At 70.3% G+C, this 26,976-nt stretch carries 23 protein-coding genes and 1 riboswitch; of the genes, 10 read left to right on the forward strand and 13 right to left on the reverse strand.

What is annotated here, in order from left to right; all coding sequences use genetic code 11:
• Positions 1–9 precede the first annotated feature (9 nt).
• From ACE3UA_RS03780 to ACE3UA_RS03800, 5 genes are all read right to left on the reverse strand, one after another.
• The gene (locus ACE3UA_RS03780) at positions 10–975 is read right to left on the reverse strand and encodes a hypothetical protein (RefSeq protein ID WP_374642664.1); all 966 of its coding nucleotides are present in this window, start codon (positions 973–975) and stop codon (positions 10–12) included.
• Between the two features lies 1 nt (position 976).
• Positions 977–1,576 carry a d(CMP) kinase gene (locus tag ACE3UA_RS03785; protein WP_374642823.1) on the reverse strand — a complete coding sequence of 200 codons (600 nt, stop codon included), beginning with the start codon at positions 1,574–1,576 and terminating at the stop codon, positions 977–979.
• Between the two features lie 73 nt (positions 1,577–1,649).
• Positions 1,650–2,591, reverse strand: coding sequence for an ATP-grasp fold amidoligase family protein (locus ACE3UA_RS03790; protein ID WP_374642666.1), 942 nt, complete (start codon positions 2,589–2,591; stop codon positions 1,650–1,652).
• 14 nt (positions 2,592–2,605) lie between these two features.
• On the reverse strand, positions 2,606–3,952 hold the full coding sequence (aroA, locus tag ACE3UA_RS03795) for a 3-phosphoshikimate 1-carboxyvinyltransferase (protein WP_374642668.1): 1,347 nt from the start codon (positions 3,950–3,952) through the stop codon (positions 2,606–2,608).
• A 153-nt stretch (positions 3,953–4,105) separates the two neighbouring features.
• Positions 4,106–4,795, reverse strand: coding sequence for a tRNA (guanosine(46)-N(7))-methyltransferase TrmB (locus ACE3UA_RS03800; RefSeq protein ID WP_374642670.1), 690 nt, complete (start codon positions 4,793–4,795; stop codon positions 4,106–4,108).
• 190 nt (positions 4,796–4,985) lie between these two features.
• Between ACE3UA_RS03800 and ACE3UA_RS03805 the strand changes: the two genes are divergently transcribed.
• Positions 4,986–5,315, forward strand: a complete 330-nt coding sequence (locus ACE3UA_RS03805; protein ID WP_374642672.1) for a GYD domain-containing protein — start codon at positions 4,986–4,988, stop codon at positions 5,313–5,315.
• Between the two features lie 60 nt (positions 5,316–5,375).
• Here the strand turns inward: ACE3UA_RS03805 and metK are convergent, their stop codons facing one another.
• From metK to ybeY, 4 genes are all read right to left on the reverse strand, one after another.
• Complete coding sequence (metK, locus tag ACE3UA_RS03810; protein ID WP_374642674.1) at positions 5,376–6,542, reverse strand: methionine adenosyltransferase; 1,167 nt, start codon at positions 6,540–6,542, stop codon at positions 5,376–5,378.
• A gap of 5 nt (positions 6,543–6,547) precedes the next feature.
• A riboswitch (SAM-SAH riboswitch) is annotated at positions 6,548–6,596 on the reverse strand.
• Between the two features lie 35 nt (positions 6,597–6,631).
• A complete protein-coding gene (gene lnt, locus ACE3UA_RS03815) occupies positions 6,632–8,104 on the reverse strand; it encodes an apolipoprotein N-acyltransferase (protein WP_374642677.1) in 1,473 nt (490 codons plus the stop codon).
• A gap of 1 nt (position 8,105) precedes the next feature.
• Positions 8,106–8,993, reverse strand: coding sequence for a transporter associated domain-containing protein (locus ACE3UA_RS03820; RefSeq protein ID WP_374642679.1), 888 nt, complete (start codon positions 8,991–8,993; stop codon positions 8,106–8,108).
• A gap of 42 nt (positions 8,994–9,035) precedes the next feature.
• Positions 9,036–9,536 (reverse strand): rRNA maturation RNase YbeY, encoded by a 501-nt coding sequence (ybeY, locus tag ACE3UA_RS03825; RefSeq protein ID WP_374642681.1) that lies wholly within the window; start codon positions 9,534–9,536, stop codon positions 9,036–9,038.
• A gap of 238 nt (positions 9,537–9,774) precedes the next feature.
• Here ybeY and ACE3UA_RS03830 point away from each other — a divergent pair, with 238 nt between their 5' ends.
• The 8 genes from ACE3UA_RS03830 to ACE3UA_RS03865 all read left to right on the forward strand — a co-directional run bounded on the left by ACE3UA_RS03830 (position 9,775) and on the right by ACE3UA_RS03865 (position 19,457).
• The gene (locus ACE3UA_RS03830) at positions 9,775–12,603 is read left to right on the forward strand and encodes a monovalent cation/H+ antiporter subunit A (protein ID WP_374642683.1); all 2,829 of its coding nucleotides are present in this window, start codon (positions 9,775–9,777) and stop codon (positions 12,601–12,603) included.
• Between the two features lie 118 nt (positions 12,604–12,721).
• On the forward strand, positions 12,722–13,057 hold the full coding sequence (locus ACE3UA_RS03835) for a Na+/H+ antiporter subunit C (protein WP_374642686.1): 336 nt from the start codon (positions 12,722–12,724) through the stop codon (positions 13,055–13,057).
• Between the two features lie 133 nt (positions 13,058–13,190).
• Positions 13,191–14,675 (forward strand): monovalent cation/H+ antiporter subunit D, encoded by a 1,485-nt coding sequence (locus ACE3UA_RS03840; protein ID WP_374642688.1) that lies wholly within the window; start codon positions 13,191–13,193, stop codon positions 14,673–14,675.
• Positions 14,672–15,160 carry a Na+/H+ antiporter subunit E gene (locus tag ACE3UA_RS03845; RefSeq protein WP_374642690.1) on the forward strand — a complete coding sequence of 163 codons (489 nt, stop codon included), beginning with the start codon at positions 14,672–14,674 and terminating at the stop codon, positions 15,158–15,160. The genes ACE3UA_RS03840 and ACE3UA_RS03845 overlap by 4 nt, the downstream gene beginning before the upstream one ends.
• Positions 15,157–15,429 carry a K+/H+ antiporter subunit F gene (locus tag ACE3UA_RS03850; protein ID WP_374642692.1) on the forward strand — a complete coding sequence of 91 codons (273 nt, stop codon included), beginning with the start codon at positions 15,157–15,159 and terminating at the stop codon, positions 15,427–15,429. The genes ACE3UA_RS03845 and ACE3UA_RS03850 overlap by 4 nt, the downstream gene beginning before the upstream one ends.
• Entirely contained in the window at positions 15,426–15,788 is a 363-nt protein-coding gene (locus ACE3UA_RS03855) for a cation:proton antiporter (protein WP_374642694.1), read from the forward strand. Before ACE3UA_RS03850 ends, ACE3UA_RS03855 begins: the two co-directional genes overlap by 4 nt.
• 216 nt (positions 15,789–16,004) lie before the next feature.
• The gene (gene deoC, locus ACE3UA_RS03860; protein WP_374642696.1) at positions 16,005–16,994 is read left to right on the forward strand and encodes a deoxyribose-phosphate aldolase; all 990 of its coding nucleotides are present in this window, start codon (positions 16,005–16,007) and stop codon (positions 16,992–16,994) included.
• 123 nt (positions 16,995–17,117) lie between these two features.
• Positions 17,118–19,457, forward strand: a complete 2,340-nt coding sequence (locus ACE3UA_RS03865; protein ID WP_374642699.1) for an aldehyde dehydrogenase family protein — start codon at positions 17,118–17,120, stop codon at positions 19,455–19,457.
• A gap of 60 nt (positions 19,458–19,517) precedes the next feature.
• On the opposite strand, the gene ACE3UA_RS03870 is transcribed toward ACE3UA_RS03865, so the two are convergent.
• Entirely contained in the window at positions 19,518–20,336 is an 819-nt protein-coding gene (locus ACE3UA_RS03870) for an abortive infection family protein (RefSeq protein WP_374642701.1), read from the reverse strand.
• A gap of 244 nt (positions 20,337–20,580) precedes the next feature.
• Complete coding sequence (locus ACE3UA_RS03875; protein ID WP_374642703.1) at positions 20,581–21,135, reverse strand: YqgE/AlgH family protein; 555 nt, start codon at positions 21,133–21,135, stop codon at positions 20,581–20,583.
• Between the two features lie 149 nt (positions 21,136–21,284).
• On the opposite strand from ACE3UA_RS03875, the gene ACE3UA_RS03880 reads away from it, so the two are divergent.
• The gene (locus tag ACE3UA_RS03880) at positions 21,285–22,079 is read left to right on the forward strand and encodes a protein-disulfide reductase DsbD domain-containing protein (protein ID WP_374642705.1); all 795 of its coding nucleotides are present in this window, start codon (positions 21,285–21,287) and stop codon (positions 22,077–22,079) included.
• Between the two features lie 91 nt (positions 22,080–22,170).
• On the opposite strand, the gene ACE3UA_RS03885 is transcribed toward ACE3UA_RS03880, so the two are convergent.
• Together ACE3UA_RS03885 and ACE3UA_RS03890 are read right to left on the reverse strand one after the other, a co-directional pair.
• On the reverse strand, positions 22,171–25,524 hold the full coding sequence (locus tag ACE3UA_RS03885; RefSeq protein WP_374642708.1) for an efflux RND transporter permease subunit: 3,354 nt from the start codon (positions 25,522–25,524) through the stop codon (positions 22,171–22,173).
• Positions 25,524–26,957: an efflux RND transporter periplasmic adaptor subunit gene (locus ACE3UA_RS03890; protein WP_374642710.1), complete on the reverse strand. Its 1,434-nt coding sequence runs from the start codon at positions 26,955–26,957 to the stop codon at positions 25,524–25,526. Before ACE3UA_RS03890 ends, ACE3UA_RS03885 begins: the two co-directional genes overlap by 1 nt.
• Positions 26,958–26,976: the final 19 nt, after the last annotated feature.

Consider the following 26,976-nt stretch of genomic DNA (forward strand, 5'->3'; position numbering starts at 1 on the left):
TGGTTCCGGTCAAAGCCCCAGCCGGTCCTTCGGAAAGCCGACACGTTCGAAGGCCGCGAAGGCCCGGGCCTCGAAATCCGGGGCCGCCAGTTCCAGCGCGTGGCGGCTGTAATACCAGTGCAGCATCCGGGCATAGGGCCAGCCCCGCCCCAGGGCCGCCGCCAGCGCCTGCGGGAAATCCGCCTCGTCCCCGGCCCGCACCGCCAGCGAGGGGAAATCCGACCGCCCGAACAGGATCGCGGGCTTGCGGTGCAGGAATCCCTCGATCGCCACCGCCGAATTGACCGAGACGGTGACGCAGGCCGCCGCCAGCACGTCATGCACATTGGCCTCGGTCGCCTGCAGCCGCGCGCCCTGCGCCACGGCGGCCGCGATCGCCGCCCGGCCCTCGTCCAGCGCCTGCGGATGCGGCTTGACCAGCACCGGCCGCCCGCCCGATCCCGCCGCGACCGCAAGGATCATCCGCTCCATCGGCAGGGCGCAGCGCCCGTTGTGATAGGCCGACCGCCCTTGCAGGAACAGGGCGACCGCCCCCTCCGGCAGGCCCTGCGCAGGGTCTCGCGGCTGGTGAAAGCGCGACAGGCGCGGGGCGACGAAGCGGCGGCGCAACCGGCGCAGGAAGTGCTGCGCCGCCTCCTGCTCCACCGCCTCGGGATCGAAGACCGCCCGCCCGGCGCTGCTTTCCGCCTGGATCCCCTCGGGGTCCAGATGCCAGAACCCCTGCAGATAGGCGAGCGCGGTGTTCAGCCAGCCCTCGCCCCGCATCTGGCCATTCTCGACGATATGCAGGTTGCCATCCGCCGCGCCCGCCTGCGCGGTCATCTCGTGGCCGGGCCGGGCGATGGCGCGAAAGGTCAGGCCATGCGCCTCGCACATGAGTGCCAGCCGGGTGAAGATCGCCAGCCGCTCCTTGCCGCGCCAGACCCGGGCCTGCCGCGGGTTGATGTGGAAACGGACCTCGGGCCGCGGGGCCATCTCAGCCGCTGCCGGCCCGGCGCAGCGCCGCCTCGACCACGCCGGCGGCCCGTTCCACCGCCTCGCCGATGGACATGGCGCTGGTGTCGATCAGCACCGCATCCGCCGCCGGGCGCAGCGGCGCATCGGCCCGGCCCATGTCGCGGGCATCGCGTTCCTTCACCTCGGCCAGGACCCGCGCCTCGTCTCCGCCAAGCTCCAGCCAGCGCCGGTGCGCGCGAACCTCGGGGCTGGCGGTGACGTAAAGCTTCACCTCGGCCTCGGGGCAGATCACCGTGCCGATGTCGCGCCCGTCCAGCACCGCGCCCGGCTCCTCGCGGGCGAATCGGCGCTGGAACTCGACCAGCGCGGCGCGCACCTCGGGAATCGCGGCCACCCGGCTGGCCGCCTGCCCGGCCGCAAGGCTGCGCAGGTCGTCGCGCCGCAGGTCCTCCGGCCTCAGGCCAAGCGCCGCCGCGACCGGATCGCCGCCCAGCGCCCCCACCGCGCGATAGAGAAGGCCCGTATCCAGGTGCCGCAGCCCGAACCGCCCCGCGATATCCCGCGCGATGGTTCCCTTGCCCGCCGCCGCCGGCCCGTCGATCGCCACCGTAAAGCCCAATGCCATCCGCCCGTCCTGCCCGCCCATTGCGCTGCACATAGCGCAGATCGCCCCGGCCCGGAAGGCGCAGCCGTCAGCGCCGGTCCGCCGGCCAGACCCCGCGATAGGGCCGGTGCCGCCACTGCGCGCCCCATTGCCAGTCCAGCTCGGGCGGGTCGATCGCCGCCAGGCCGCTGGAGCGATACAGCGTCAGCTCGTTCACCCGGAACCCTTCCGCCCCGTCCAGCAGGTCCACCCGAATATAGTCGAAGTCCTGGCCGATCTCCTCGGCCAGCGCGACCATCTCGGCCAGCCGGGCGGGCGGCGGGCGGTGGTTCCCGACCGGATTGCGCCCCATCGCCACCTCCAGCGGCTGCCAGTCCGGCGTGTAATAGCTCAGCCGATGCGCCGAGAACCTGTCCGCCTCGACGAACAGATAGACCGCGCGCCCCTGCATCACCGCGATCTTGATGTCGTCCGCCGGCGTGCCGTCGGCCTTCAGGATCAGCTCCTCGACCACGATCTGCGGGCGGATCGGCCAATAGGCCCATTCCTGCCGCGTCTGGCCATAGACCTGGCGCAGCCAGCCCCGCGCCTCGGCCGCCAGCGCCCGCCAGTCCGGGCTTTCCCCCGCCGCCACGATCCGCACCCAGCCCGAGCCGTGGCTGGCCTTGATCGCCACCCCCGTCCCCGCTGCCGCCAGATTGGCGGCGGTCGGCCGGGCCGTGACCAGCCGCCGCGTCGGAACCAGCGCCGCGGCGCGCTCCGCGCCCAGACGCAGCGCCAGATATTCCGGCATGCGGGCCTTGTCGCTGATCACCGGATAGACGCTGGCCCGGTCGTGCAGCTTCCGCCAGTTGATCTTTTCGTTGAAGCTGCGCGGGTTGTCGAAATCCGGCGCATAGCCCACGCGGTGCCGGAACCGGCGGCGCAGATGCGGATAGCCCAGGGCCGCATCCGCCCGCGCGGCCAGTCCCCGCGCCAGCGACGCCGCCCGCTGGGCCGCCGCCACCAGCCATTCCGGCCGGGTCCGCACGGAATCGCCCTGCCTCATCCCGCGGTCAGGCTCGCCCCAAGCCCGTTCATCAGCGGCAGGAACACCGGGAACGAGGTCTGGATCGGCGACCCGTCATCCACCGCGACCTCGGCCTTCGCGGCCAGCCCGCAGACCAGGAAGGACATCGCGATCCGGTGGTCGATATGGGTGGCGCAGGTGGCCCCGCCCGGCACGCCGCTCGGCCCCATGCCATGCACGATCAGCGTGTCCTCGTCCTCCTCGATCCGCACGCCGCAGGCCTCCAGCCCCCGGGCCATCGCGTCGATCCGGTCGCTCTCCTTGACCCGCAGTTCCTTCACGCCGCGCATCACCGTCCTGCCATGCGAGAAGGCCGCGACCACCGACAGCACCGGATATTCGTCGATCATCGACGGCGCCCGCTCGGGCGGCACCTCGATCCCCTGCATGTTCCCCGAGAAGCGCACGCGCAGGTCCGCCACCGGCTCGCCGCCCTCTTCCCGCGGGTTCTGGAACTCGATCTCGGCCCCCATCTCGACCAGGGTCAGGTACAGCCCGTTCCGCGTCAGGTTCTGGCTGACCCCCGGCACCAGGATGTCCGAGCCCTCGACGATCAGCGCCGCGCAGACCGGGAAGGCGGCCGAGGACGGATCGCGCGGCACCGCCACGGTCTGCGGCCGCAACTCGGGCTGGCCGGTCAGGGTGATGACATGGCCCTCGCCGGTCTTTTCCACCGACAGCTGCGCCCCGAAGCCGATGAGCATCCGTTCCGAATGGTCCCGTGTCGGCTCACGCTCGATCACCACCGTCTCGCCCGGCGCGTTGAGGCCCGCCAGCAGCACCGCCGACTTGACCTGAGCACTGGCGACCGGCAGCGCATAGCGCACCGGCACCGGGTTCGCCGCGCCGACCACGGTCATCGGCAGGCGGCCCCCCTGGCGGCCATAGGCCCGCGCCCCGAACAGGGACAGGGGGTCCGTCACCCGCCCCATCGGCCGCTTGCGCAAGGAGGCATCCCCGGTGAAGGTCGCGCTGATCGGCGTCGTCGCCATCGTCCCCATGATCAGCCGGACCCCGGTGCCGGAATTGCCGCAGTCGATCACGTCCTCCGGCTCGCGGAAGCCGCCGACGCCGACGCCGTTCACCGTCCAGGCCCCCTCGCCCTGCCGCGTGACCGTCGCGCCGAAGGCCCGCATCGCCGCGGCCGTGTCCAGCACGTCCTGCCCTTCCAGAAGCCCGGTGATCCGCGTCTCGCCCACCGCCATCGCCCCGAAGATCAGCGAGCGGTGCGAGATCGACTTGTCCCCCGGCACCTCGGCCACGCCCCGCAAGGGCCCCGACTTGCGGGATTTCATCGGTTGCGCTTCACCATGGCCGGACATCTGGGACTCCCCTCACATTCGCGATGCCTGATAGCGCAAGCGGACACCCGGGTCCATTCCCTGAACCGGCGCGCGGGTTTGGATGTCGGACCCTCCGGGGGGAGTATTTGTGGAAAAGAGCAAATCGGCAGGTCTTGCTCTTTTCCCAAATACTCACTTGCGACGGAAGGTCAGGTAATGCGGCGCCCGGCCCTCGCGCAGGGCCTTCTGCTCATAGCGGGTGGAAAGCCAGTCCTCCCAGGCGCCGCCCTCGCCGGCCTGCCGCACCAGCTCGAAACCGGCAGGGGGAACCTCCTCCAGCGTCTGGCGCACGTAATCGGGAATGTCGGTGGCCACGCGGAACTCGGCCCCCGGCGCGCAGGCCCGGGCGAGGGCGCGAAGATAGCCGGGAGAGACGAAGCGCCGGCGGTGGTGGCGCGCCTTGGGCCAGGGATCGGGATAGTTGAGGAAGACCTTCGCCAGGCAGCCCTCGGGCAGCACGTCGAACAGGTCGCGCACATCGCCGGGATGGATGGCGACGTTGGACACCTTGCCGTCGCGCAGCTTGCCCAGCAGCATGGCGACCCCGTTCACGAAGGGTTCGCAGCCGATCAGGAAGATGCCGGGGTTCCGGGCCGCCATATGCACCAGATGCTCGCCGCCGCCGAAGCCCACCTCCAGCCAGAGGGGCCGCCCGCCGGCGAAGGACAGGTCCAGGGCCGCGCGGGCGGGGTTCTCCTCGCGCGTCACCCCTTTCAGCGCCAGCGCGGCAAGCCCGGTCTCCAGATCCGCCTTCTGCTGCGCGCGCAGGGTCTTGCCGTGGATGCGGCCATAGAAATTGCGGTGTTCGCCCGCCTCACTCATGCGAAAAGCCCCGGGATTGATCCGGGGCCTTCAAGCAGAGCAGGCAGCAGGGGTCAAGCGGGCCGTACCGTCAGGGGGCGGATCCGGCGGCCGGATACGACGATACAGGCACACGCATTCGTGATACCCTTCTCCCTGGCACCAGCCTGCGAGGCATCGGGCCGCGCGGCTGTGCCAGGGGGGTCATCCAATGGCACGCTACATCGTCACGGGAAGCTATACTGCGGCGGCAATGAAGGGCCTTCTGGCCAGGCCGTCGGATCGCGAGGCGGCAACATCGGCACTGGTTGCCGCAGCGGGCGGAAAGCTCTTGTCCTACTATGTCACGACCGGCGAATCCGATTTCCTCATGGTCGCCGAATCGGACAGCCTTCAGAACATGCTGGCCGCACTGGTCGTGGCCGGAGCCTCCGGTGCCGTCTCGGGGTTGAAGACCGTGCAGGCCTTCTCGGCGGCAGAGTTCATGGCGGCGCAGCAGCGCGCGGGCGAAATCGCGGCAAGATACGCATCGCCCGCCTGAACGGAATGCGCTGTCCCTTGCAGGGGGCGGCGCGGTTCCCGGCGGCGATGTCCTGCGGGGTCAGACCGCCTTCTTCAGCGCCTCGACCAGATCGGTGCGTTCCCAGGAGAAGCCGCCGTCGGCCTCGGCCGCGCGGCCGAAATGGCCATAGGCCGAGGTGCGGGCATAGATCGGCCGGTTCAGCTCCAGATGGGTGCGGATGCCGCGCGGGGTCAGGTCCATGACCTCGGCCACCGCCTTCTCGATGCGGGAGGCCTCGACCTGGCCGGTGCCGTGGGTGTCGACATAGATCGACAGGGGCTTGGCCACGCCGATCGCATAGCTGACCTGCAGCGTGCAGCGGTCGGCAAGGCCCGCCGCCACCACGTTCTTCGCCAGATAGCGCGCGGCATAGGCGGCCGAGCGGTCGACCTTGGTCGGATCCTTGCCCGAGAAGGCCCCGCCGCCGTGGGGCGCGGCCCCGCCATAGGTGTCGACGATGATCTTGCGCCCGGTCAGCCCCGCATCGCCGTCCGGCCCGCCGATCACGAAGGTTCCGGTCGGGTTGACGTGCCATTCGGTCTTTTTCGTGATCCAGCCCTCGGGCAGGACCTCACGGATATAGGGCTCGACGATCTTGCGGATCACCTTCGAGGTCTGCCGCTTCGAAGTGTGCTGGGTCGACAGCACGATCGAGGTCACTTCCACCGGCTTGCCATCGGCATAGCGCAGCGTCAGCTGGCTTTTCGCATCCGGCCCCAGCGTCGGCTCGGCGCCGGTCTTGCGCGCCTCGGCCAGGCGGCGCAGGATCGCATGGGCATACTGGATCGGCGCCGGCATGAACTCGGGCGTCTCGGTCGTGGCATAGCCGAACATGATGCCCTGGTCGCCGGCCCCGTCGCGGTCCACGCCCTGCGCGATATGGGCCGATTGCTCGTGCAGATAGTTGTGGACCTTGATCTTGTCCCAGTGGAACTTCTTCTGCTCATAGCCGATGTCGCGCACGCAGTCGCGGACGATGCCGTCGACCCGCTTCAGCATCGCCGCCGTCGCCTCTTTCGACGACAGGCCGACCTCGCCGCCGACCACCACGCGGTTGGTGGTGGCGAAGGTCTCGCAGGCGACGCGGGCGTTCGGCTCCTCGGTCAGGAAGGCGTCCAGAACGGCGTCCGAAATGCGGTCGCAGACCTTGTCGGGGTGGCCTTCCGAGACGGACTCGGAAGTGAAGACGTAATCTTTGCGGCTCATGGAAGTGCTCCGTTGGGGGATCCCCGCCACGCCAGGAAGCCGTTGTGGCGGTTCAAGATGCGTCTGACTAGACCTCGGGGGTCAGGGCGTCAATGGGCGTTGCGGCGCGGACGGCGCAGCGCGAGAAGGCCGAGACCGGCCAGCAACAGAAGCACCGGCCCGTCGCCCCAGCGCGCATAGGGCGTCGGCGGCAGCGCGCCCGGCAGGGCTGCGTCCAGCGCCCCCATCCTGCCGAAGGGCAGCGCCGCCACCACCCGCCCGCGCGCATCGACCACCGCCGTCACCCCGGTATTCGCCACGCGGACAAGGGGCAGGCCCTGCTCCACCGCGCGCAGCCGGGCCTGGGCGAAATGCTGGAACGGGCCGGTCCAGACCCCGAACCAGGCATCGTTGGTGGCCTGCAGCATCCAGTCCGCCCGTTCCGGCGCGGCATTGACGAAGCGGGGAAAGATCGCCTCGTAGCAGATCAGCGGCAGCACCTTTCCCATCGGGCCAAGGTCCAGCACCATCGGCCCCGGTCCCGCCGAATAGGTCGCCCCGGCCTGGGCGGCAAAGGCGCGCAGGCCGAACCAGTCATAGGCCAGGTCGCCGAAGGGGATGTATTCGCCGAAGGGCACCAGATGCGCCTTGTCATAGCGCACCCGCTCCTCGCCCTCGCCCTCCAGGATGCGCAGGCTGTTGTAGTAGCGCCCCGCCTCCTCGCGCTGGATCCCCGCCACGACCGGCCGCCCGTTCGAGGCCGCGACCACCAGATCCGCGACCGTGGGCGCATATTCCAGCATGAAGGGCACCGCCGTCTCGGGCCAGAGCGTCAGGTCGGCGGGCATACCCTCGGCCGTCAGGTCCAGGAGCCGTCCCAGGAACTCGTCCGCCAGCGCCTGGTCCCATTTCAGCGACTGCTCGGCATTGGGCTGCACCAGCCGCAGGGTCACGGCCCGGTCCCCGGGCATCGGCTGGTCCAGCCGCCAGAGGCCGAAGCCGAAGGCCAGCGCCAGCATCACGCCCGAGGCCACGAGCCCCCGCCAGCGCCACATGACCGGCAGCGCGGCGACCAGAAGCGCCATGAGGCTCAGCCCGGAAGGCCCGGCCAGCGCGGCCAGCTGGTCCGGGGGCGTGCCGATCCAGACATGGCCGGCCATCGCCCAGGGAAAGCCGGTGAAGATCACCCCCCGCAGCCATTCCAGCACCGTGAAACTCGCGACGAAGCCCAGCGCCGGCAGCCGCGCGCGCCGGGCCAGCGCCGCCGCCAGCGCCCAGAACAGGCCCAGGCCGACCGCCAGGAACAGGACCGCGAAGGGCGCCATCCAGCCGTGCCGGGCGATGTCGATCAGGAAGGGCTCGACGATCCAGGACAACGCCAGCGCGAAATGCCCCGTCCCCGCCGCAAGGCCGATCCAGAACGCCGGCCGCGCGCCTTCCGCCCGCGTCACCAGCCAGACCAGCCCCGCCAGCCCCGCCAGCGTCAGCGGCCAAAGCCCCCAGGGCGCCTGGCCCAGCGCCGCCAGCAGCCCCAGGCCGAAGGCAAGCGCCAACCGCCGCCGACCAGCCAGCCGATGCGCCATCTCAGGCCGCGCCGCTCTGGGCCGAGGGCAGCCGCACCCGCAGCCGCTTGATCCGGCGCGGATCGGCATCGACGATCTCGAACTGGACGCCGCTTTCATGCGCGATCACCTCGCCCCGCGCCGGCACCCGGCCCGAGCGCAGGAAGACCAGCCCGCCCAGCGTGTCGATCTCCTCGTCCTCCTCGCCCGCGCGCAGGGGCAGGCCGATGGCGGCCTCGATCTCCTCCAGCGGCGCGGTGGACTGGGCCAGGATCACCCCCGGCTTCTCCTCCTTCCACAGCGCGCCCTCGTCCTCGTCATGCTCGTCCTCGATCTCGCCGATCACCGTCTCGATCAGGTCCTCGATGGTGACCAGCCCGTCGACCCCGCCGTATTCGTCGATCACCAGCGCCATATGCGCGCGCTCCTTCTGCATCTTCTGCAGAAGGACGCCGGTGGGCATCGAGGGCGGCGCGTAAAGGATCGGGCGGAGAAGCCGCTTCAGGCTGAACCGCCCGCCCGCGCCGAAGCCATGCTGCAGCGCCAGGTCCTTCAGCAGCACCAGCCCCTGCGGATGGTCCAGCGTGCCCTTGTAGACCGGCACCCGGCTGAACCCGTGTTCGCGGAAGACCGCGACCAGCTCGTCCTTGCCGATGTCCAGCGGCACGGCCACGATCTCGGCCTTGGGAATCGCCACGTCGTCGACGCGCATCCGGCGCAGGACATGCAGCCCCTGCGGCGCGGCGGGTCCGCCGGGCTGGGTCACGGCGCCTTGCGGTTCGGAAGCGGGGCTGAAAGCGGAAAGAAGCCTGCCGAAAAAGCCGCGTTGGCCCTGGTCAGGGGAGGGTTCATCGGCCGACCCGTCCAGCGCGCCCTGCGCTGCGGGTGACCCGTCGGTGCTACTGCCCATCGGTCCTTTGTCCAGCAACCACCCGTCACGCGGGTGCAGCGCCTAATATGGGTCAGAAACCCCGAGGCTGGCAAGTATCCGCACCTCCAGCCCCTCCATCAGCGCGGCATCCTCGTCCTCGACATGGTCGTAGCCCAGAAGATGCAGCACGCCATGCACGATCAGATGGGTCACATGCTCCCCCATCGGCTTGCCCTGCGCCTCGGCCTCGGCCGCGCAGGTCTCCCAGGCGATGGCGATGTCGCCCAGGGATTCGGGATCATCCGCCGGGCCCGGCTCCGGCGGCTCCGGCGCCTCGCCCAGGAATTCCGCCCCCCTCTCCTCCGAGGGCCAGCTGAGCACATTCGTCGGCTGCGGCTTGCCGCGGAAATCGGCGTTCAGCACCGCGATCCGGGCATCGTCGCAGCCCATCAGGCCGATCGCGAAGCCCTCGCCCGGCAGCCCCGCGCCGGCCAGCGCCGCCCGCGCCGCCCGTTCCGCCAGCGCGGCAAGGCCAAGCCCTTGCCAGCGCGCATCCTCGATCAAGGTCTCGACCAGTTCCATGCCTGCGCCCTAGCGCCTGCCCTTCCCCTCTGCAAGCGCCTTGCCCTTTCTCGCAACTCCCCCCGCCCCCCGCGGCAGCGCCGTCCGCGGGGGCTCGATGCCCCCAAGGACGGCCCCCCGGCCCGGAAATCCACCCGCTCGGGGCCGAAAGCCCTTGAATCTGCCGCCCCGAAGGGCAAGGTTCCGCAAAACCCGCCGCGCTGCGACGCCTGCCGCCACGACGAGGACGCCAACCCGCATGACCCCAGCCCTGATCGTGGCGCTTCCCTTCCTGGGCGCAGTGCTGCCCGCAGTCCTGATCCGGCTCGGCCGCACCCCGGCCGCGCTCGGCACCGCCCTGCCCACGCTGGCCGCCCTCGCGCTCCTGCTCGCCGCCGCCCCCGCCGTCCTTGCGGGCGGCAGCATCGCGACCCGCCTCGCCTGGCTCCCCGCGCTCGGCCTGAACGCCGATTTCCGCCTCGACGGCCTCGGCCTCCTCTTCGCCGGGCTGATCCTCGGCATCGGGCTTCTCATCATCCTCTACGCCCGCTTCTACCTCGCCCCCCGCGATCCGATGGGCCGGTTCTACAGCTACCTCCTGATGTTCCAGGGCGCGATGCTGGGGATCGTGCTTTCCGACAACCTCCTCCTCCTCCTCGTCTTCTGGGAGCTTACCTCCCTCTCCTCCTTCCTCCTCATCGGCTACTGGAGCCACCTGCCCGAGGGCCGCCAGGGCGCCCGCATGGCCCTGGCCGTCACCGGCGGCGGCGGCCTTGCGATGATCGCGGGCATGCTGATCCTCGGCTCCATCGCCGGCACCCACGACCTGAGCCAGATCCTGACCCAGCGCGAGGCGATCCAGGCCAGCCCGCTCTACCTGCCCGCCCTCCTCCTGATCCTCGCCGGCGCCTTCACCAAATCGGCGCAGTTCCCGTTCCACTTCTGGCTGCCGCATGCCATGGCCGCCCCCACCCCGGTCTCGGCCTATCTCCACTCCGCCACCATGGTGAAGGCCGGGATCTTCCTGATGGCGCGGCTCTGGCCGGTGCTGGCGGGGACGCCCGAATGGTTCTGGATCGTCACCACCACCGGCCTCGTCACCATGATCCTGGCCGCCACCATCGCGATGTTCAAGGACGACCTGAAGGCGCTCCTCGCCTTCTCGACCGTCAGCCACCTCGGCCTGATCACCATGCTGCTCGGCTTCGGCACCAGGGCCGCCGCCACCGTCGCCGTCTTCCACATCCTGAACCACGCCACCTTCAAGGCCGCGCTCTTCATGGTGGCCGGGATCGTCGACCATTCCGCCCATACCCGCGACCTCCGCCGCCTCGGCGGCCTGCGCCACCTGATGCCGCTCACCTTCGCCATCGCCCTGCTCGCCGCGCTCTCCATGGCCGGGATCCCGCCCCTGAACGGCTTCCTCTCCAAGGAACTGATGCTCGAGGAAGCCGCCCATACCGCCTGGCTCACCCCCTGGGCGATGGGCGCGCTGGCCACGCTCGGCGCGGCGATCTCGGTGGGCTACAGCTTCCGCCTCCTCGCCCAGGGCTTCCTCGGCCCCCGGCGCAGCGACTATCCCCACCCGCCGCACGACCCCGGCCCCGGCCTCTGGGCCGCCCCCGGCATCCTGGTCCTGCTGGTGGTCCTGATCGGCCTTTTCCCCATGGCCAGCGCCGCCTGGCTCGTCGACATCGCCGCCGGCGCCGTCACCGGCCAGCCCGTCGCGGTGGAGATCGGCCACTGGCACGGGACCGGGGCCCCCGCGCTCTGGATGTCGCTCGCGGCGATCGGCGGCGGCCTCCTCCTCCTCGGCCTCTACCGCCCGCTGCGCGCGGCCTGGGACCGCGCCCCCCGGCCCGAGGCGAAGCGCCTTTTCGACGCCGCCACCGACGCCCTGACCCGCCTCTCGCGCCACGTCACCGAGGGCCTGCACGACGGCGCCTTCGGCCGCAGCGTCACCCTCGCCGTCCTCGCCATCGCTGCCGCCGCGCTCTGGGCCTTCCTCGGCCAGGGCCACAGCCCCGGCACCCGCGCGCCCCTGCCCGCCGATCCGGTCACGGTCACGATCTGGGCCGTCATGCTCGCGGCCGCCCTCGCCACCCCCGCGCTGCACCGCAACCGGGTCGTGGCCCTGATCCTGACCGGCGTCACCGGCCTCCTGATCGCGCCCCTGTTCATGCTCTTCTCCGCCCCCGACCTCGCCCTCACCCAGGTCGCGGTCGAGGTGGTGACCATCCTCCTGATGCTCCTCGCGCTCCACTTCCTGCCCAAGCAGACCCCCGCCGAAAGCCGCCCCGCCCGCCGGCTGCGCGACGCCACCGTCGCCGCCATCGCCGGCCTCGGCATCGGCGCCCTCGCCTGGGCCATGCTCACGCGCGAGGCGGCCTTCCCGCCGATCTCGGCCTTCCACCTCGCCCAGTCGAAACCGGGGGCCGGGGGCACCAATGCCGTCAACACCATCATCGTCGATTTCCGCGGCTACGATACCTTCGGCGAGATCATCGTCCTCGGCATCGCCGCCCTGGTCATCTTCGCCCTCGCCCAGGCCCTCCTGCGCAGCCCCGCCGTCACCCGGCGGCTCCGGGCCTGGCCAAGGGCAAAGGAATCCGGCGACCGCCACCCGATGATGCTGGTCGTCGCCACCCGGCTCCTCCTGCCGATGGCGATGCTGGTCGGCATCTACATCTACCTGCGCGGCCACAACCTGCCCGGCGGCGGCTTCGTCGCCGGCCTCGTCTTCGCCATCGCCTATCTCATGCAATACATGGCCTCGGGATACGACTGGACCCATGCCCGCCAGCGTTACGACCACCACGCCCTGATCGGGGCCGGTGTCCTCACCGCCCTCCTCGCCGGCACCGGCGCCTGGGCCTTCGGCCTGCCCTTCCTGACCTCGGGCTACAGCTACATCCACCTCTGGCCGCTCGAGGAATTCGAGCTTGCCAGCGCCGCGATCTTCGACCTCGGCGTCTTCCTCTGCGTCCTCGGCGCGGTGCTCCTCGCCCTCGCCTCGCTCTCCCGCCTCGCGCTCAAGACCGGAGAGCCGGTCAACCTGCGCGCCTATGACACCGAGGACTCGCCCTGATGGACTCTCTCCTCCCCGCCACCGCCATCGGCACCCCGACGCCCGCCGCGACCCGCCCCGCGCCGCCCCCCGGAACTCCGGCAGGCCGCCGCGCCCCTGCCAGCGGGGGAACGCCCTGATGGAAGCCCTCCTCGCCAGCGCCATCGGCACGCTGACCGCCGTCGGGATCTACCTGATGCTGCGCCTGCGCAGCTTTCCGGTGATCCTCGGCCTCACCTTCCTCAGCTATGCCGTCAACCTGTTCATCTTCGCCGCCGGCCGGCTTGCGGTGAACGCGGCCCCGATCATCGGCACTCCCGGCCCCCATGCCGACCCGCTGCCCCAGGCCCTGGTCCTGACCGCCATCGTGATCTCCTTCGGCATGACCGCCGTGATGATGATCATGGCCATCGGCGGCCACCTCGCCGCCGGCCACGACCGCATCGACCTCGACCGGGGGAACGACCAGCCATGACTTGCTCTTTTCCCCAAATACTCCCGCCGGAGGCCGCCCGAGCCCTGCTGCGTCCGTCACGCAGCGGGGCGAGACAGAAGACTTGCGCGCCAGCGCCCATCTTCACAGCCGCCCCGACGCCGGGCCCCGCCGCATGAGCCACTGGATCATCGCCCCCGTCGTCCTGCCCGCGCTCATGGCCGCCGTCATGGTCATCGCGCTCCGCGGCAACCTCGCCCTGCAACGCGCCGCAAGCCTGGCCGCGATCCTCGCCCTCAACGCCATCGCGCTCGCCCTCCTCAAGGCCAGCCCCACGCCCGAGGCCTATTTCCTCGGCGACTGGCCCGCGCCCTTCGGGATCGTGCTGGTCCTCGACCGGCTCTCGGCGCTCATGCTCGCCCTCCTCGCCGGCCTCGCGCTTCCCGTCGCGCTCTACGCCATCGGCTCGGGCTGGGACGCGAAGGGCGCGCATTTCCACCCGCTCCTGCAGTTCCTCCTCATGGGCATCGGCGGCGCCTTCCTGACCGGCGACGCCTTCAACCTCTTCGTCTTCTTCGAGGTCCTGCTCATCGCCTCCTACGGGCTGATGATCCACGGCGGCGGCGGCGCCCGGACCCGCGCCGGGATCCAGTACATCGCCTTCAACCTGCTCGGCTCCTCGCTCTTCCTCTTCGCCCTGGCGCTGCTCTACGCCGTCACCGGCACGCTCAACATGGCCGATCTCGCGGTGAAACTGCCGCAACTGCCCGAAGGCGACACCGCCCTCCTCCGCGTCGCCGCCGTCCTGCTGATCCTGGTCTTCGCGATCAAGGGCGCCCTCGTGCCGCTGCAATTCTGGCTACCCGGCACCTATGCCAACGCGCCCGGAGTCGTCGCCGCCATGTTCGCCGTGATGACCAAGATCGGCGCCTATGCCACCCTGCGCTTCGGCACCCTGGTCTTCCCGCCCGACCTGCCCGCCACCGGCCCGCTCCTGGCGGACCTCCTCTATCCCGCCGCCCTCGCCACCCTCGCCGTCGGAGCCATCGGCACCCTCGGCGCCAGCACCCTGCCGCGCCTCGCGGCCTTCGCCGGCATCGCCTCGATGGGCACGGTGTTCCTCGCCCTCTCCGCCTTCACCCCCGCCAGCACCAGCGCCGCGCTCTACTACATCCTGCACTCCACCCTCGCGACCGCGCTCCTCTTCCTGGTGGCCGACCTCGTGACCCGCCGCCGCGCCCATGCCCGCCTCGGCCCCGCGCCGGCGATCCCCGCCGCCGGCCCGATTGGCGCGCTCTACTTCGCCGCCGCCATCGCCCTCGTCGGCCTGCCGCCGCTCTCCGGCTTCCTCGGCAAGCTCCTCGTCCTCGACGCCCTGCGCGACCGCGCCGCCCTCGCCTGGACCGCGCTCCTCCTCGCCTCCTTCCTGATGCTCGTCGGCCAGGCCCGCGCCGGCTCCATCCTGTTCTGGAAGGCCGAACCCGCCGCGCCCGCCCCGACCCGCGAGCCGCTGGCCCTTGCCGCGGCCTTCGCCCTCCTCGCCGCGCTCGCCGCCCTCACCCTCTTCGCCGGCCCGGTCAGCGACTGGCTCGCCGCCACCGCCCAAGCACTCCACGACCCCGCCGCCTATATCGCCGCCACCGGGCTGGAGGCCGCATGAGACGCCTTTTCCCCCATCCCTACCTCACCCTCACCCTCACCGGCCTCTGGTTCCTGCTGGTGAACGAATGGAAGCTCGGCAGCCTGGTCATGGCGCTGATCCTCGGCACCATCCTCCCGCTCGTCACCTCGGCCTGGTGGCCCGACCGGCCCCGGATCCGCCGCCCCCTCGCGCTGGCCGCCTATGCCGCGCTGGTCCTCTGGGACGTGATCCTGGCCAATTTCCAGGTCGCCCGCATCGTCCTCTTCCTGCCGCGCGACCGCATCCGCTCGGCCTGGATCCCCGTCCCCCTCGCCCTCACCCAGCCCGAGGCGATCAGCCTCCTCGCCGGGACCATCACCATGACGCCCGGCACGCTGACCGCCGATCTTTCCGCCGATGGCCGCCTCCTCCTCGTCCATGCGCTGCACGCCCCCGATCCCGACGCCGTGCGCGACGAGATCAAGTCGCGCTACGAGGCCCGCCTGCAAAGGATTTTCGCATGATCCTGCCCCATGCCCTGATCGTCTTCCTGGCCTGCATCGCGCTTTCGCTGGTGCTGAACCTCTGGCGCCTGCTCACCGCGCCGACGCTCACCGACCGCATCCTCACCCTCGACACCATGGCGGTGAACGCCATCGCGCTGGTCGTCGCCTGGGGAATCCGGGCCGGGACCGGCCTCTACCTGGAAATCGCCGTGCTCTTTTCGCTGACCGGCTTCGTCGGCACCGTCGCCTACTGCAAATACCTCCTGCGCGGGAGCATCATCGAATGACCCTCCTCCTCGACCTCGCGCTCTCGGCCGTGCTGGTCGGCGGCGGCCTCTTCGCCCTCATCGGCTCCTACGGCCTCCTGCGCCTGCCGCGCCCGATGCAGCGGCTGCATGCGCCGACCAAGGCCACCACGATCGGGGTCGGCGCGGCGCTCCTCGTCTCGGCGCTGGACATGCTGGGCCAGGGCCGGATCAGCTGGCAGGAGCTTCTGATCACCCTCTTTCTCCTCCTCACCGCCCCGATCTCGGCCCTGTTCCTCGCCAAGACCCTGATCCTGCGCGGCGAGGCCGACCCGAACCTGCCCGCCACCGGCACCGGATCCGACTGGGCCACCCTCGCGCCGGAACGCGCCGACCCCTAGGATTTGACCATCCGGTCAGAAATCCCGATGCCCGGCCCTTGCCACCCCCGGCCCCCGCATGGCATCGTCGGGGGCAATCGAAGGAGGGGCAATGGACCCGACCGCCGCCCTTGCAGACCGCCACCCGGCACCTGGCGCGTCCCTCGCCCCGCCGTGGGAGAGGGATGGGGTGGGCGCGCGCCCCGCACTCAGCCACAGCCAAGGGACCGCCCCCCGATGACAACCGCCACCGCACCGAAGACCGCCCTCCTGCCGCAAGTCACCCATGCCCGCAACCCCGGCATGGCGCTGGACCTCGACTGGGTCGCCTCGGTCCAGGCCAATACCTCCGCCATCGAACGCCGCGCAGCCACCCATCCCGGCCGCCGCAGCGTGAAGAAAGAGTATCAGGCCGCCTGGCTCCTGAAGGCCGTGTCGCTGATCGACCTCACCACCCTTTCCGGCGACGATACCGCCGGCCGCGTCCAGCGCCTCTGCGCCAAGGCCCGCCAGCCCGTCGCCCCCTGGATGCTGGAAAAGCTCGGGATGCAGGGCCTCACCGTGGGCGCGGTCTGCGTCTATCACGAGATGGTAGAGGCCGCCGTCCGCGCGCTTGAGGGCACGTCGATTCCGGTGGCCGCCGTCTCCACCGGCTTCCCGGCGGGGCTCTCCCCCTACAAGCTCCGCATCGCCGAGATCGGCGAAAGCGTCCGCGCCGGGGCGCGCGAGATCGACATCGTCATCTCCCGCCGCCATGTCCTGACCGGAGATTGGCAGGCCCTCTACGACGAGATGCGCGACATGCGCGAGGCCTGCGGCGACGCCCATGTCAAGGCCATCCTCGCCACCGGCGAGCTTGGCACGCTGCGCAACGTCGCCCGCGCCAGCCTCGTCTGCATGATGGGCGGGGCCGATTTCATCAAGACCTCCACCGGGAAAGAAGCCGTCAACGCCACCCTCCCCGTCTCCCTCACCATGATCCGCGCCATCCGTGACTATGAGGCGCGGACCGGCTTCAAGGTCGGCTACAAGCCCGCGGGAGGCATCGCCAAGGCCAAGGACGCGCTGGTCTATCTCTCCCTGATGAAGGACGAACTGGGCCACCCCTGGCTGCAACCCGACCTCTTCCGCTTCGGCGCCTCCAGCCTCCTCGGCGACATCGAGCGCCAGCTCGAACACCACCTCACCGGCCATTACTCCGCCGCCAACCGTCACGCGATGGGCTAAACTCGATGCCCTCCGCCCGACCCCTCCTCGTTCAACTTCGTCTCCTCACCGGCCGCCCCGCGAGGAGGAACGAAGTTCCCGACGAGCCTTCCCGCGCCAACGCCCTGCGTCATTGAGGACCCCATGACCATCAAGGAAATCTTCGACAGCATGGCCTACGGCCCCGCCCCCGAATCCGCCGCCGAGGCCCTGGCCTGGATCGCCCGCCACGACGGCAGCTTCGGCCATTACATCGACGGCGCCTTCACCCAACCGGGCGAGACCTTCACCACCTCCAACCCCGCCACCGGCAAATCCCTGGCCGAAGTCACCCAGGGCACCGCCGAGGACGTGGCCCGCGCGGTCCAGGCCGCCCGCCGCGCCCAGCCGAAATGGGCCGCCCTCCCCGCCTTCAAGCGCGCCCAATACCTGTATGCGCTGGCAAGACTGACGCAGAAACACTCCCGCCTCCTCGCCACGCTGGAAACCCTCGACAACGGCAAGCCGATCCGCGAGAGCCGCGACATCGACATCCCCCTCGTCGCCCGCCACTTCTCCTACCACGCCGGCCTCGCCCAGCTCCTCCCCTCCGAACACCCCGACCTCACGCCCCTCGGCGTCTGCGGCGCCGTCATCCCCTGGAACTTCCCGCTCCTGATGCTCGCCTGGAAGGTCGCCCCCGCGCTGGCCGCCGGGAACACCGTGGTCCTCAAGCCCGCCGAATACACCCCCCTCACCGCCCTCCTCTTCGCCGAGATCAGCAAGGAAGCAGGCCTCCCCAAAGGCGTCCTCAACATCGTCACCGGCGACGGCAGCACCGGCGCCGCGCTGGTGGACTCGCCCGTCGACAAGATCGCCTTCACCGGCTCCACCTCGGTCGGCAAGCGCATCCGCGAGGCGACCGCGGGCAGCGGCAAGGCGCTCACCCTCGAACTCGGCGGCAAATCCCCCTACATCGTCTTCGACGACGCCGACCTCGACTCCGCCGTCGAGGGCCTCGTCGATGCGATCTGGTTCAACCAGGGCCAGGTCTGCTGCGCCGGCTCGCGCCTCCTCGTCCAGGAAGGCACCGCCCCCCGCTTCTACGAGAAACTCAAGCGCCGGATGGACGGCCTCCGCCTCGGCGACCCCTTGGACAAGGCCATCGACATCGGCGCCATCGTCGATCCCATCCAGCTCGACACCATCACCCGCCTCGTCAAGGACAACCCCGAGGGGCAGCACTACCAGGCCCCCTGCCCCCTCCCCGCGCAGGGCTCGTTCTACCCCCCCACCCTGATCACCGGCCTCGGCACCGCTTCTCCCCTCATGCAAGAGGAAATCTTCGGCCCCGTCCTCGTCGCCATGACCTTCCGCACGCCCGAGGAAGCCGTCCAACTCGCCAACAACACCCGCTACGGCCTCGCCGCCACCGTCTGGACCGAGAACATCAACCTCGCCCTCGACGTGGCTCCGAAGCTAAAGGCCGGGGTCGTCTGGATCAACGCCACCAACCTCTTCGACGCCGCTGCCGGCTTCGGCGGCGTCCGCGAGTCGGGCTTCGGGCGTGAGGGCGGATGGGAGGGCCTGATGGCCTACCTCAAACCCGCCGCCAAACCCCTGGCCCTGAAACCCGCCACCCCCATCCCGGCCCCGGCGGAGCCGCAAGTCGACACCCTCGACCGCACCGCCAAGATGTACATCGGCGGCAAACAGGCCCGCCCCGACAGCGGCTACTCACAGCCCGTCTACGGCCCCAGGGCCAAGCTCCTCGGCCATGTCGGCATCGGCAACCGCAAGGACATCCGCAACGCCGTCGAGGCCGCCCACGCCGCCAAAGGCTGGGCCAGGACCACCGCCTACAACCGCGCCCAGGTCCTCTACTTCATCGCCGAGAACCTCTCCGCCCGCGCCGGAGAGTTCGCGAGCCGCCTGCAAGACGTCACCGGCAAACCCGGCCAGGCCGAGGTCGACACGAGCATCCAGCGCCTCTTCACCTACGCCGCCTGGGCCGACAAATACGACGGCGCGGCCAAATCCGTCCCGATCCGCGGCATCGCCCTTGCGATGAACGAACCCGTCGGCGTGATCGGAGCCCTCCTCCCCGACGAAGCCCCCCTCCTCGGCCTCGTCTCCGTCATGGCCCCCGCCATCGCCATGGGCAACACCACGGTCCTCGTCCCCGGCACCGCCCCCCTCAGCGCCACCGACTTCTACCAGATCCTCGACACCTCCGACGTCCCCGCCGGAGTCGTCAACATCGTCACCGGCCCCGCCCCCGACCTCGCGAAGTCACTCGCCGGCCACATGGACGTCGACGCGGTCTGGAGCTTCTCCTCCCAACCCCTCTCCGCCCTCATCGAGCGCGAGGCGGCAGGCAACCTCAAGCGCACCTGGGTCAACCACGGCAAGGCGCGGAACTGGCTAGGCCCCGAGGGCGAAGGCCGGACCTTCCTGTCCCAAGCGACCGAGGTCAAGACGATCTGGGTGCCGTATGGGGAGTGACCCGTAGGTCGGGGCTTGCCCCGACTCCCTTCCTTTCCCTTCGTCAGATTTGCACACCAGCTATTCAATAAGTTCAAGAACGTAAGCCGCCACCGTATGCGACGCGTGTATAGCCAAGCGAGCATGCCGAGGCTTTATGGAATAAGCTCGCGCTTGTTCTTCGGATTTTCCATGCGCACCACTCTTATTATTTCTTAGGTGCATAATGCCATCAACAATGCTGTTGAGGCCAGAAGCGATCTTCTTGAGGTCTTTACTGTCCCAGTCAACCGGTCGCAAGCCAATCTGGTCGGCTGCAGACTTCCATAGTTCTGCAAGCGCATCGCCGCTAGCGTAGGCTTTGCCTTTATGGTCTAGGTACGCTTTCAGGGCAGCTTCTAGCACATTTCCTGCATAGTGTGCGGCAGCTTGCGGATCGGTCTCAATCTGTGCGAGCGCACGCTGAATTTCGACATCAACAGTTGCGAGACCATTCTTCTTGACCGCTTCTACAAGCGAAATCGTTGCTGTAGCACCGGCTCGAACAAAGTTACCGCCCCGGACGTATGCTACCCCCTCCCGCGCAAGCGTCTCTCTTATCTTAGTCTTTTCATCTTCTAATCTCGCGGCGTGATCCTCGCCAGATGAAAGCCAGAAAGTACTGGTTGGTGCAGGCTTCTCCATGAAATCATCAAGTATGATCCCAAGGACTCTTGTTGGTTGTTCGGCGCGAGCATTTATTTGGCGTAGCCACGCCTGAACCTTTGTTGCCTTGCTCCCGTCGGGGATAGGTTCCGGGGCTCCCGCAAAGAGGAAAAGGGCGTCAATCTCCGCTTGAGTGTAGCGGTCAGGAAATATCTGACTCAGTAGGCCGATTAAACTCGTCGGGATACGATCCATGCCACAACTCCAGAACTCGGCCTCTGAACCATGCTCAATTTTAGCCGATACTGGCAATCTATTGCAGGTGCACTTCTCAAGTCGACACCCCCGATTCGCCCCCCAAGGTTAACGACCCACCCGCCCGCCAGGCGTCTGGACAGATACCCGACACATGCCAGACGCCTGCCATACCGTTAACCTCCCGGAAATCCCCCGGATTACCCCAGCGTTCCCAACCCCTTGCCGGAGTCCCTCGCGGCCCCTACGCCCGCCCCGCCGCAGCACTCAGCGTTAGCGGATCGATCCCCATCCCCCGCAGCGCCGCCGACCATTTCCCGCCGTCGTCCGCCCCGAACACCAGCCCCTCCGGCGCGGTGGAGGTCAGCCAGTCGTTGCGCCCGATCTCGGCCTCCAGCTGCCCCGGCCCCCAGCCGGAATAGCCCAGCGCCAGCACCGCCTCGCCCGGCCCCCCGCCCCGTGCCAGCGCCTGCAGGATGTCCAGCGTCGCGGTCATGCCCAGCCCGCCCGGCACCTCCAGGGTCGAGCCCTCGGCCTGCCAGTCCGAGGAATGCAGCACGAAGCCCCGCCCCCGCTCGACCGGGCCGCCGAACTGGATGCGGATGTCGCGGCCCTGGGGGGCGCGCGGGATGCCAAGCTGCTCGAGAAGGCCGGAAAAACTCAGCTCCTCCAACGGCTTGTTCAGGATCAACCCCATCGCCCCATCCTGGGAATGGGCGCAGACCAGGATGACGCTGTGGTCGAAGCGCGGGTCGGCCATTCCCGGCATCGCGATCAGGATCTGTCCGGCTAGGTCCATCGAGTCACCTCCCCTTTCCATGAAGATGGACCCGCCGGGGGCCGGTCTCAAGCCCCGGCGGGCCGCTGCGGCGTAACCGCGCGGACACGGTCGCGCGATGTCGCTGCAACGTGATTTCCATCCCGGCACGGGTTTCCTATCCTGCGGCCATGATCTGCCGCACCCTCGCCCTCGGCTGCCTCGCCGCCTCGCCCGCCCTTGCCACCACGCAAGAGGATGTCCTTTCCGCCCAGCTGCGGCCGGGCTGGCAGATGGAGTCGGGCACCCATATGGCGGCGGTGGAGCTGGACCTGGCGCCCGGCTGGAAGACCTATTGGCGCAGCCCCGGCGATGCCGGCATCCCCCCCAGCTTCGACTGGTCCGGCTCGCGCAATGTCAAGTCGGTCCACATCCACTGGCCCGCCCCGGTGGTGTTCGAGGCGAACGGGTTCCAGACCATCGGCTATCACGAAAAGCTGCTCCTCCCGGTCGAGGTCGAGCCGGTGGATCCGGCCCAGCCGGTGCGGCTGTCGGTCGAGATGGAACTGGGCGTCTGCGACGAGATCTGCATGCCCGCCAGCCTCTCGCTGCAGGCCGAGCTTGACAGTCCCGGCACCGCCGATCCCGGCATCCAGTCCGCCCTTGCCGCCCGCGCCATCCCTGCGCGCGAGGCCGGGGTCAGCCGGGTGGCCTGCACGGTGGACCCGATCGACGACGGGCTGCGGCTGACCGCGCGGGTGCGGCTGCCGGACCCGGGCCTGGCCGAGGTCGTGGCCTTCGAGACCGGCGATCCCTCCGTCTGGGTCGCCGAAGCCGTCAGCCAGCGCGAGGGCGGCGAACTGGTCTCGGTCACCGAACTGGTGGCCCCCTCGGGCGCGCCCTTCGCGCTGGACCGTTCGGACGTCACTCTGACCATCCTGGCCGGCGGCGAGGCGGTCGAGGTCAGGGGCTGCCCCGCGCCCTGATACTGCGCCCTGATACCGGGAGCCGTCCGGCGCGGCAGAGCGGGTGGCAACGCGGGTGCGGGGGGCTCGATGCCCCCCGCGCACGCCGCCCCTACGGGCGTCGCAGCCGCAGGATCGCCAGCACCGCCGCCAGCAGCCAGAGCATCAGGCCCAGCCCCAGGAACAGCGCCAGCGCGGCCAGCCCCGGCGCGGCATCGGCCAGGGCCGGGACCAGAGCCACCAGCCAGCCCGGCAAGGCCCCCGTCGCCGCCACCTGGACCGGCAGCGCCAGCGCCAGCAGGATCAGCCCCAAGGCCACCGGCCGCAGCGCCGGGCGCAGGCGCAGGCGCTCGCGCCCCGCCCCGCGCCGCAGGGCCCGCAGCGCCCGTCCCACATCCGCCTGCACCGCCAGGAAGGCCGGCACGACCAGCAGCACCAGCAGCATGCCGAAGCCCAGGCCGAAGACCAGCGTCACCACGGTGGGCTTCAGGAATTCGGCCTGCGAGGACCGCTCGTACAGCAGCGGCAGAAGACCCAGGAGCGTGGTCAGCGTCGTCAGCAGCACCGCCCGGAAGCGGTCGGAGACGCCGTCGACGATCGCCGGGATCAGCCCCCGCCTTTCGGAATATTCGTCCACCGTGCTGACCAGCACGATCGAGTCGTTGATAATGATCCCCGACATGCCGATCATCCCGACGATCGAGAACATCGAGACCGGGATCCCCCAGACCCAATGGCCGAAGATCGCCCCCACCAGGCCGAAGGGGATCACCGACATGATCACCAGCGGCCGGGTCCAGTGGGCAAAGATCCAGGTCAGGGTGACGTAGATCCCCAGCAGGCAGAGCACCACGCCGACCAGCGCGCCGGACAGGAACTCCTCCTCGGCCGCCGCCTGGCCGGACAGGCGCCAGTCGACGCCGAAGTCCTGCGCGATGCGGGGCAGGATCTCCTCCTCCATCACGCGGCCGACCTCTGTCGCGCGGGCGGGGTCCTCCTCGGACAATTCGCCCGAGACGGTGACCAGCCGCAGCCCGTTCTCGCGCCGGACGGTCGAGAAGCCGGAGCGGCTTTCCACCGTGACCACATCCGCCAGCGGCACGAAAAGGCCCGGCGCGGCGCGGATCTGGGTGCGGTCCAGGAAATCGGCGGTCAGTTCGGAGTCGGGCAGTTCCACCCGGATCGCGGCCTGGCGCGGGCCTTCGGGGAAGGTCGCGGCCTCGATCCCGCCCAGCATCTCGCGCAAGGTGCGGGCCAGGGTCGCGGTGTCGAACCCCAGCGCGCGGCCCTGCGGGGTCAGGGTCAGGACCAGCTCTTCCTTGTCATAGGCCAGGCTGTCCTCCAGCCCCGAGACCTCGGGATAGGCCGCCAGCGCCGCCTTCAGCGCCTCGGCCGCGGCCTTCAGCGTCCCGGCCTCGCCGCCCGACAGGTCGACGGAAAGCGAATCGCCCCCGGATCCGTAGCGCGCGCCGCGGAAGCTGAGTTCCTCCAGCAGCGGATGCGGCACGATCTCGGCCTCCAGCGCGGCCAGGAAGGCGCTGGCCGGCCAGGGGCGCAGGTCCGGGCTGATCAGCTCCATCGTGATCGAGCCCAGGAGGTCCGGCCCCTTGGTCTCGGCGCTGGAGAGGCTGCGCGAACTGGCGCCGCCGACCTCGGCCAGGACGAAGGTGGCCGGATTCGCGCCATATTCGGCCTCGAACCGGGCGGTCACCACATCGGTGGCGCGCTGCAACTCGTGCATCATCGCCAGCGTGTCTGCGCGATCGGCCCCCGGCAGCATCGAGAAGGCGCCGCTGACCGAGGCCTGCTCGGGCGGGTTGAAGAAGCGGAACTGCACCTCGCCGCGCAGGAACAGCGAGCCCTGCCAGGCCAGCGCCAGCAGGCAGGCCGCCAGCACCGGATAGCGCGCCCGGATCACCAGCCGGATCCCCGGCCGGATCGCCACCCGGCGCAGCCAGTCCAGCCCCCGGTTCACCTGGCGCGAGGGCCAGTCGTACCAGCGGTCGTGCATCGCATCCTGCATCGCATGGGCCAGGTGGTTGGGCAGGATCAGGAAGCATTCCACCAGCGAGACCAGCAGCACCACGACGACCGTCAGGGGAATGTCGGCGATCATCGCGCCGAAATGGCCGCCGATGCCGACAAGGCCCAGGAAGGCGATGATCGTGGTGATCGACGAGGCGAGGATCGGCCCCGACATCCAGCGCGCGGTCCGCTCGGCCGCCTCCTCGCCGGTCTCGCCCAGGAGGCGGACGCGGCGCTCGACATTCTCCGACACGACGATGGAATCGTCCACCACCACGCCGATCATGATGATCAGCGCAAAGAGCGACATCATGTTCAGCGACTGGCCCAGGACCAGCATCACCGCCAGCGTGCCCACCATGGCGATCGGGATCCCGACGGCCACCCAGAAGGCGATGCGGGCGTTCAGGAACAGGAACAGGACCGCCAGCACCAGCAGAAGGCCGGTGGTGCCGTTGTCCATGAACAGCATGAGCCGGTCCTTGATCTGCTCGGCCCGCGTGCGGACCAGCTCGACCGTGACGCCGGGCGGCAGCGTCGGCTGCATCGCGGCCGCGACCTCGGCCACGGTCGCCTGCAGGCGGATCGCGTCGCCCTCGGCGGCGCGGTCGACGCGGATGGTCATGGCCGGGTTCGCCCCGACATAGGCCGCGCGCACCGAATTGGCGGCGTTCGCGCTGATCGCGGCGATGTCGCCAAGGACCAGCTTGGTCCCGTCGGGGGCCGAGCGCAGGACGATGGCCGCCACATCGGCCAGGCTGCGCCCGTCGTTGCCGGTGCGCAGCCGCGCGCCCTCGCCCAGTTCGCCGGCGGGGCTGTCGGCGGTGGCGGCGGCGATGGCGCCCGCGACCTCGGCCATGGTGAGGTCGTGCTGCATCAGCGCGGTCGACGGCACCTCGACCAGGATCTCGGGCGCGGCAAGCCCGGTGATCGTGGCCCGGCTGATCCCGGCCTCGAACAGGCGCGCCACCAGGTTGTCGGCAAAGCGGCCCAGCTGGTCGATCCCGACCGGGCCCGAGATCAGCACATCCGTCACCCGGTCGCGCCAGGCCGAGGCCGCGACCACCGGGTCCTCGCTGCCTTCGGGCAGGGTGTTCAGCGCATCCACCGCCGCCTGCACGTCCTTTTCCGCGACCGAGAGGTCATGGTTCGGCTCGAACTCCACCGTCACCACCGCCCGCCCCTCGCTGGCGCGCGAGCTGACGCCGGCCACCCCCTCGACGGTCTGCAGCACGGGCTCCAGCACCTGCACGATGGCGCGGTCCGCATCCTCGGCCCCGGCCCCGTCCCAGGCCACGCTGACCGAGACCGCGTTCACCACGACATCGGGGAAATACTGCGCGCGGATGTTGAAGGCGGCGATCAGGCCCGCGACCAGCATCAGCGCCATCAGCAGGTTGGCGGCCGTCCGGTGGCGGACGAAAAGGCCCAGGATCTGCATCAGCCGCCCGTGCGGCCTTCCAGCCGCTCCAGTGTCGCGGCCGGGATCGCGCCCGCCTTCAGCTCGTCCAGAAGCCGCGCCTTGGCCGCCTCGGGCATGGCCGCGTCGGCCTCGACCAGCGCGACCAGCTCTGCCCGGCGCGCCTCGCTCAACGGCACCATTCCCGCGCCCGCGCCGGGGCGCACCGGGCGGATGCGGATGCCCTCGCCCAGAAGGGCCGAGCGTTCCAGCACCACCTCGCGGCCCGCCAGCGCGCCGACACGGACGAGAACGTCATCGCCCTGCCGCCGCAGGACCTCGACCGGGATTTCCTGCAGCCGGTCGCCCTCGGCCAGGGCCAGAAGCGTGCCGTTGCGCCCCACGGCCAGCGCGGGCAGGCGGGCGACGCCGGCAAGCGGCGGCTCCTCGATCCTGACCTCGACGAAATCGCCGGGCTGCAAGAGCGCCTCTGCCGCCGGCGAGGGATCCAGCGCGACATAGACCATGCGGCCGGTCTGCCCCTCGGCCACCGCCGCCGCCGCACGCTCCAGACGGCCGGTAAGGCCGTTGCCCAGCGTCACCGGGGCCGGCCCCAGCGCGCCATCCGGGCCGACCAGCAGCGCGAATTGCGCGGTCGACAGCCGAACCGCCACGTCCAGCGCGGAAGGGTCGATGATCCGGCCGATCACCTCGTTCGCGCCGACCAGTGCGCCGGGGACCAGCGTTACCCCGTCCACGCGGCCGGAAAGCCCGGCGCGGATCTCGGTTTCCGAAAGCGCCCGCTCGGCCTCGGCCAGGGCGATTCCGGCGCGGGTGACGGCCACCTTAGCCTGGTCCACCGCCGCCTCGGCCTGGGCCAGGGCCTGCCGCCGCGACAGGACCGCCTGCTCGGCCGAGGAAAGCGCCAGTTCCGCCGTCTCGACCGCCTGGGACGATCCGGCCCCGCGCGCCTCGATCTGGCGCTGGCGGTCCAGCGCCTGCCGGCGCAGCACCACCTGCGCCTCGGCCGCCGCGATATCGTCGCGGGCCAGGATCACCGCCGCCTGCGCCTGCGTATCCGAGGCCGTCGCTTCGGCAAGATCGGCCTGGGCCAGCGCCAGCGCCTCCTGGGCCGGGGCCGGATCGAGCCGGACCAGGACCTCGCCCGAGCGGACCGAAAGCCCGTTGCGGAAGCCCTCGGCGACCCAGACCACGCTGCCCGACTGCCGGGCCCGCAGATCCAGCGCGCGCCGGGCCTCGACCTTGCCATAGGCGGTCAGGACCGGCGTGACCTGCACGGGCTCCAGACGGGTGACATTGGCCGCGACGACCCGCTCCTCGGCCGGATGGCCCGGCCCGCCAGGCTCCAGCGAGGCGCGGATCGCCCCGCCCAGCAGAAGTGCCGCCGCCCCCAGAAGGGCCAGCGTCAGGACCAGCAGGAAAAGCCCGGTCAGACTGCGCGCCAGAAATCGCATCCCGTCCCCATGATTGCCG

This window comes from Tabrizicola sp., from assembly GCF_041919135.1.
In the GTDB taxonomy this organism is placed as follows: domain Bacteria; phylum Pseudomonadota; class Alphaproteobacteria; order Rhodobacterales; family Rhodobacteraceae; genus Tabrizicola.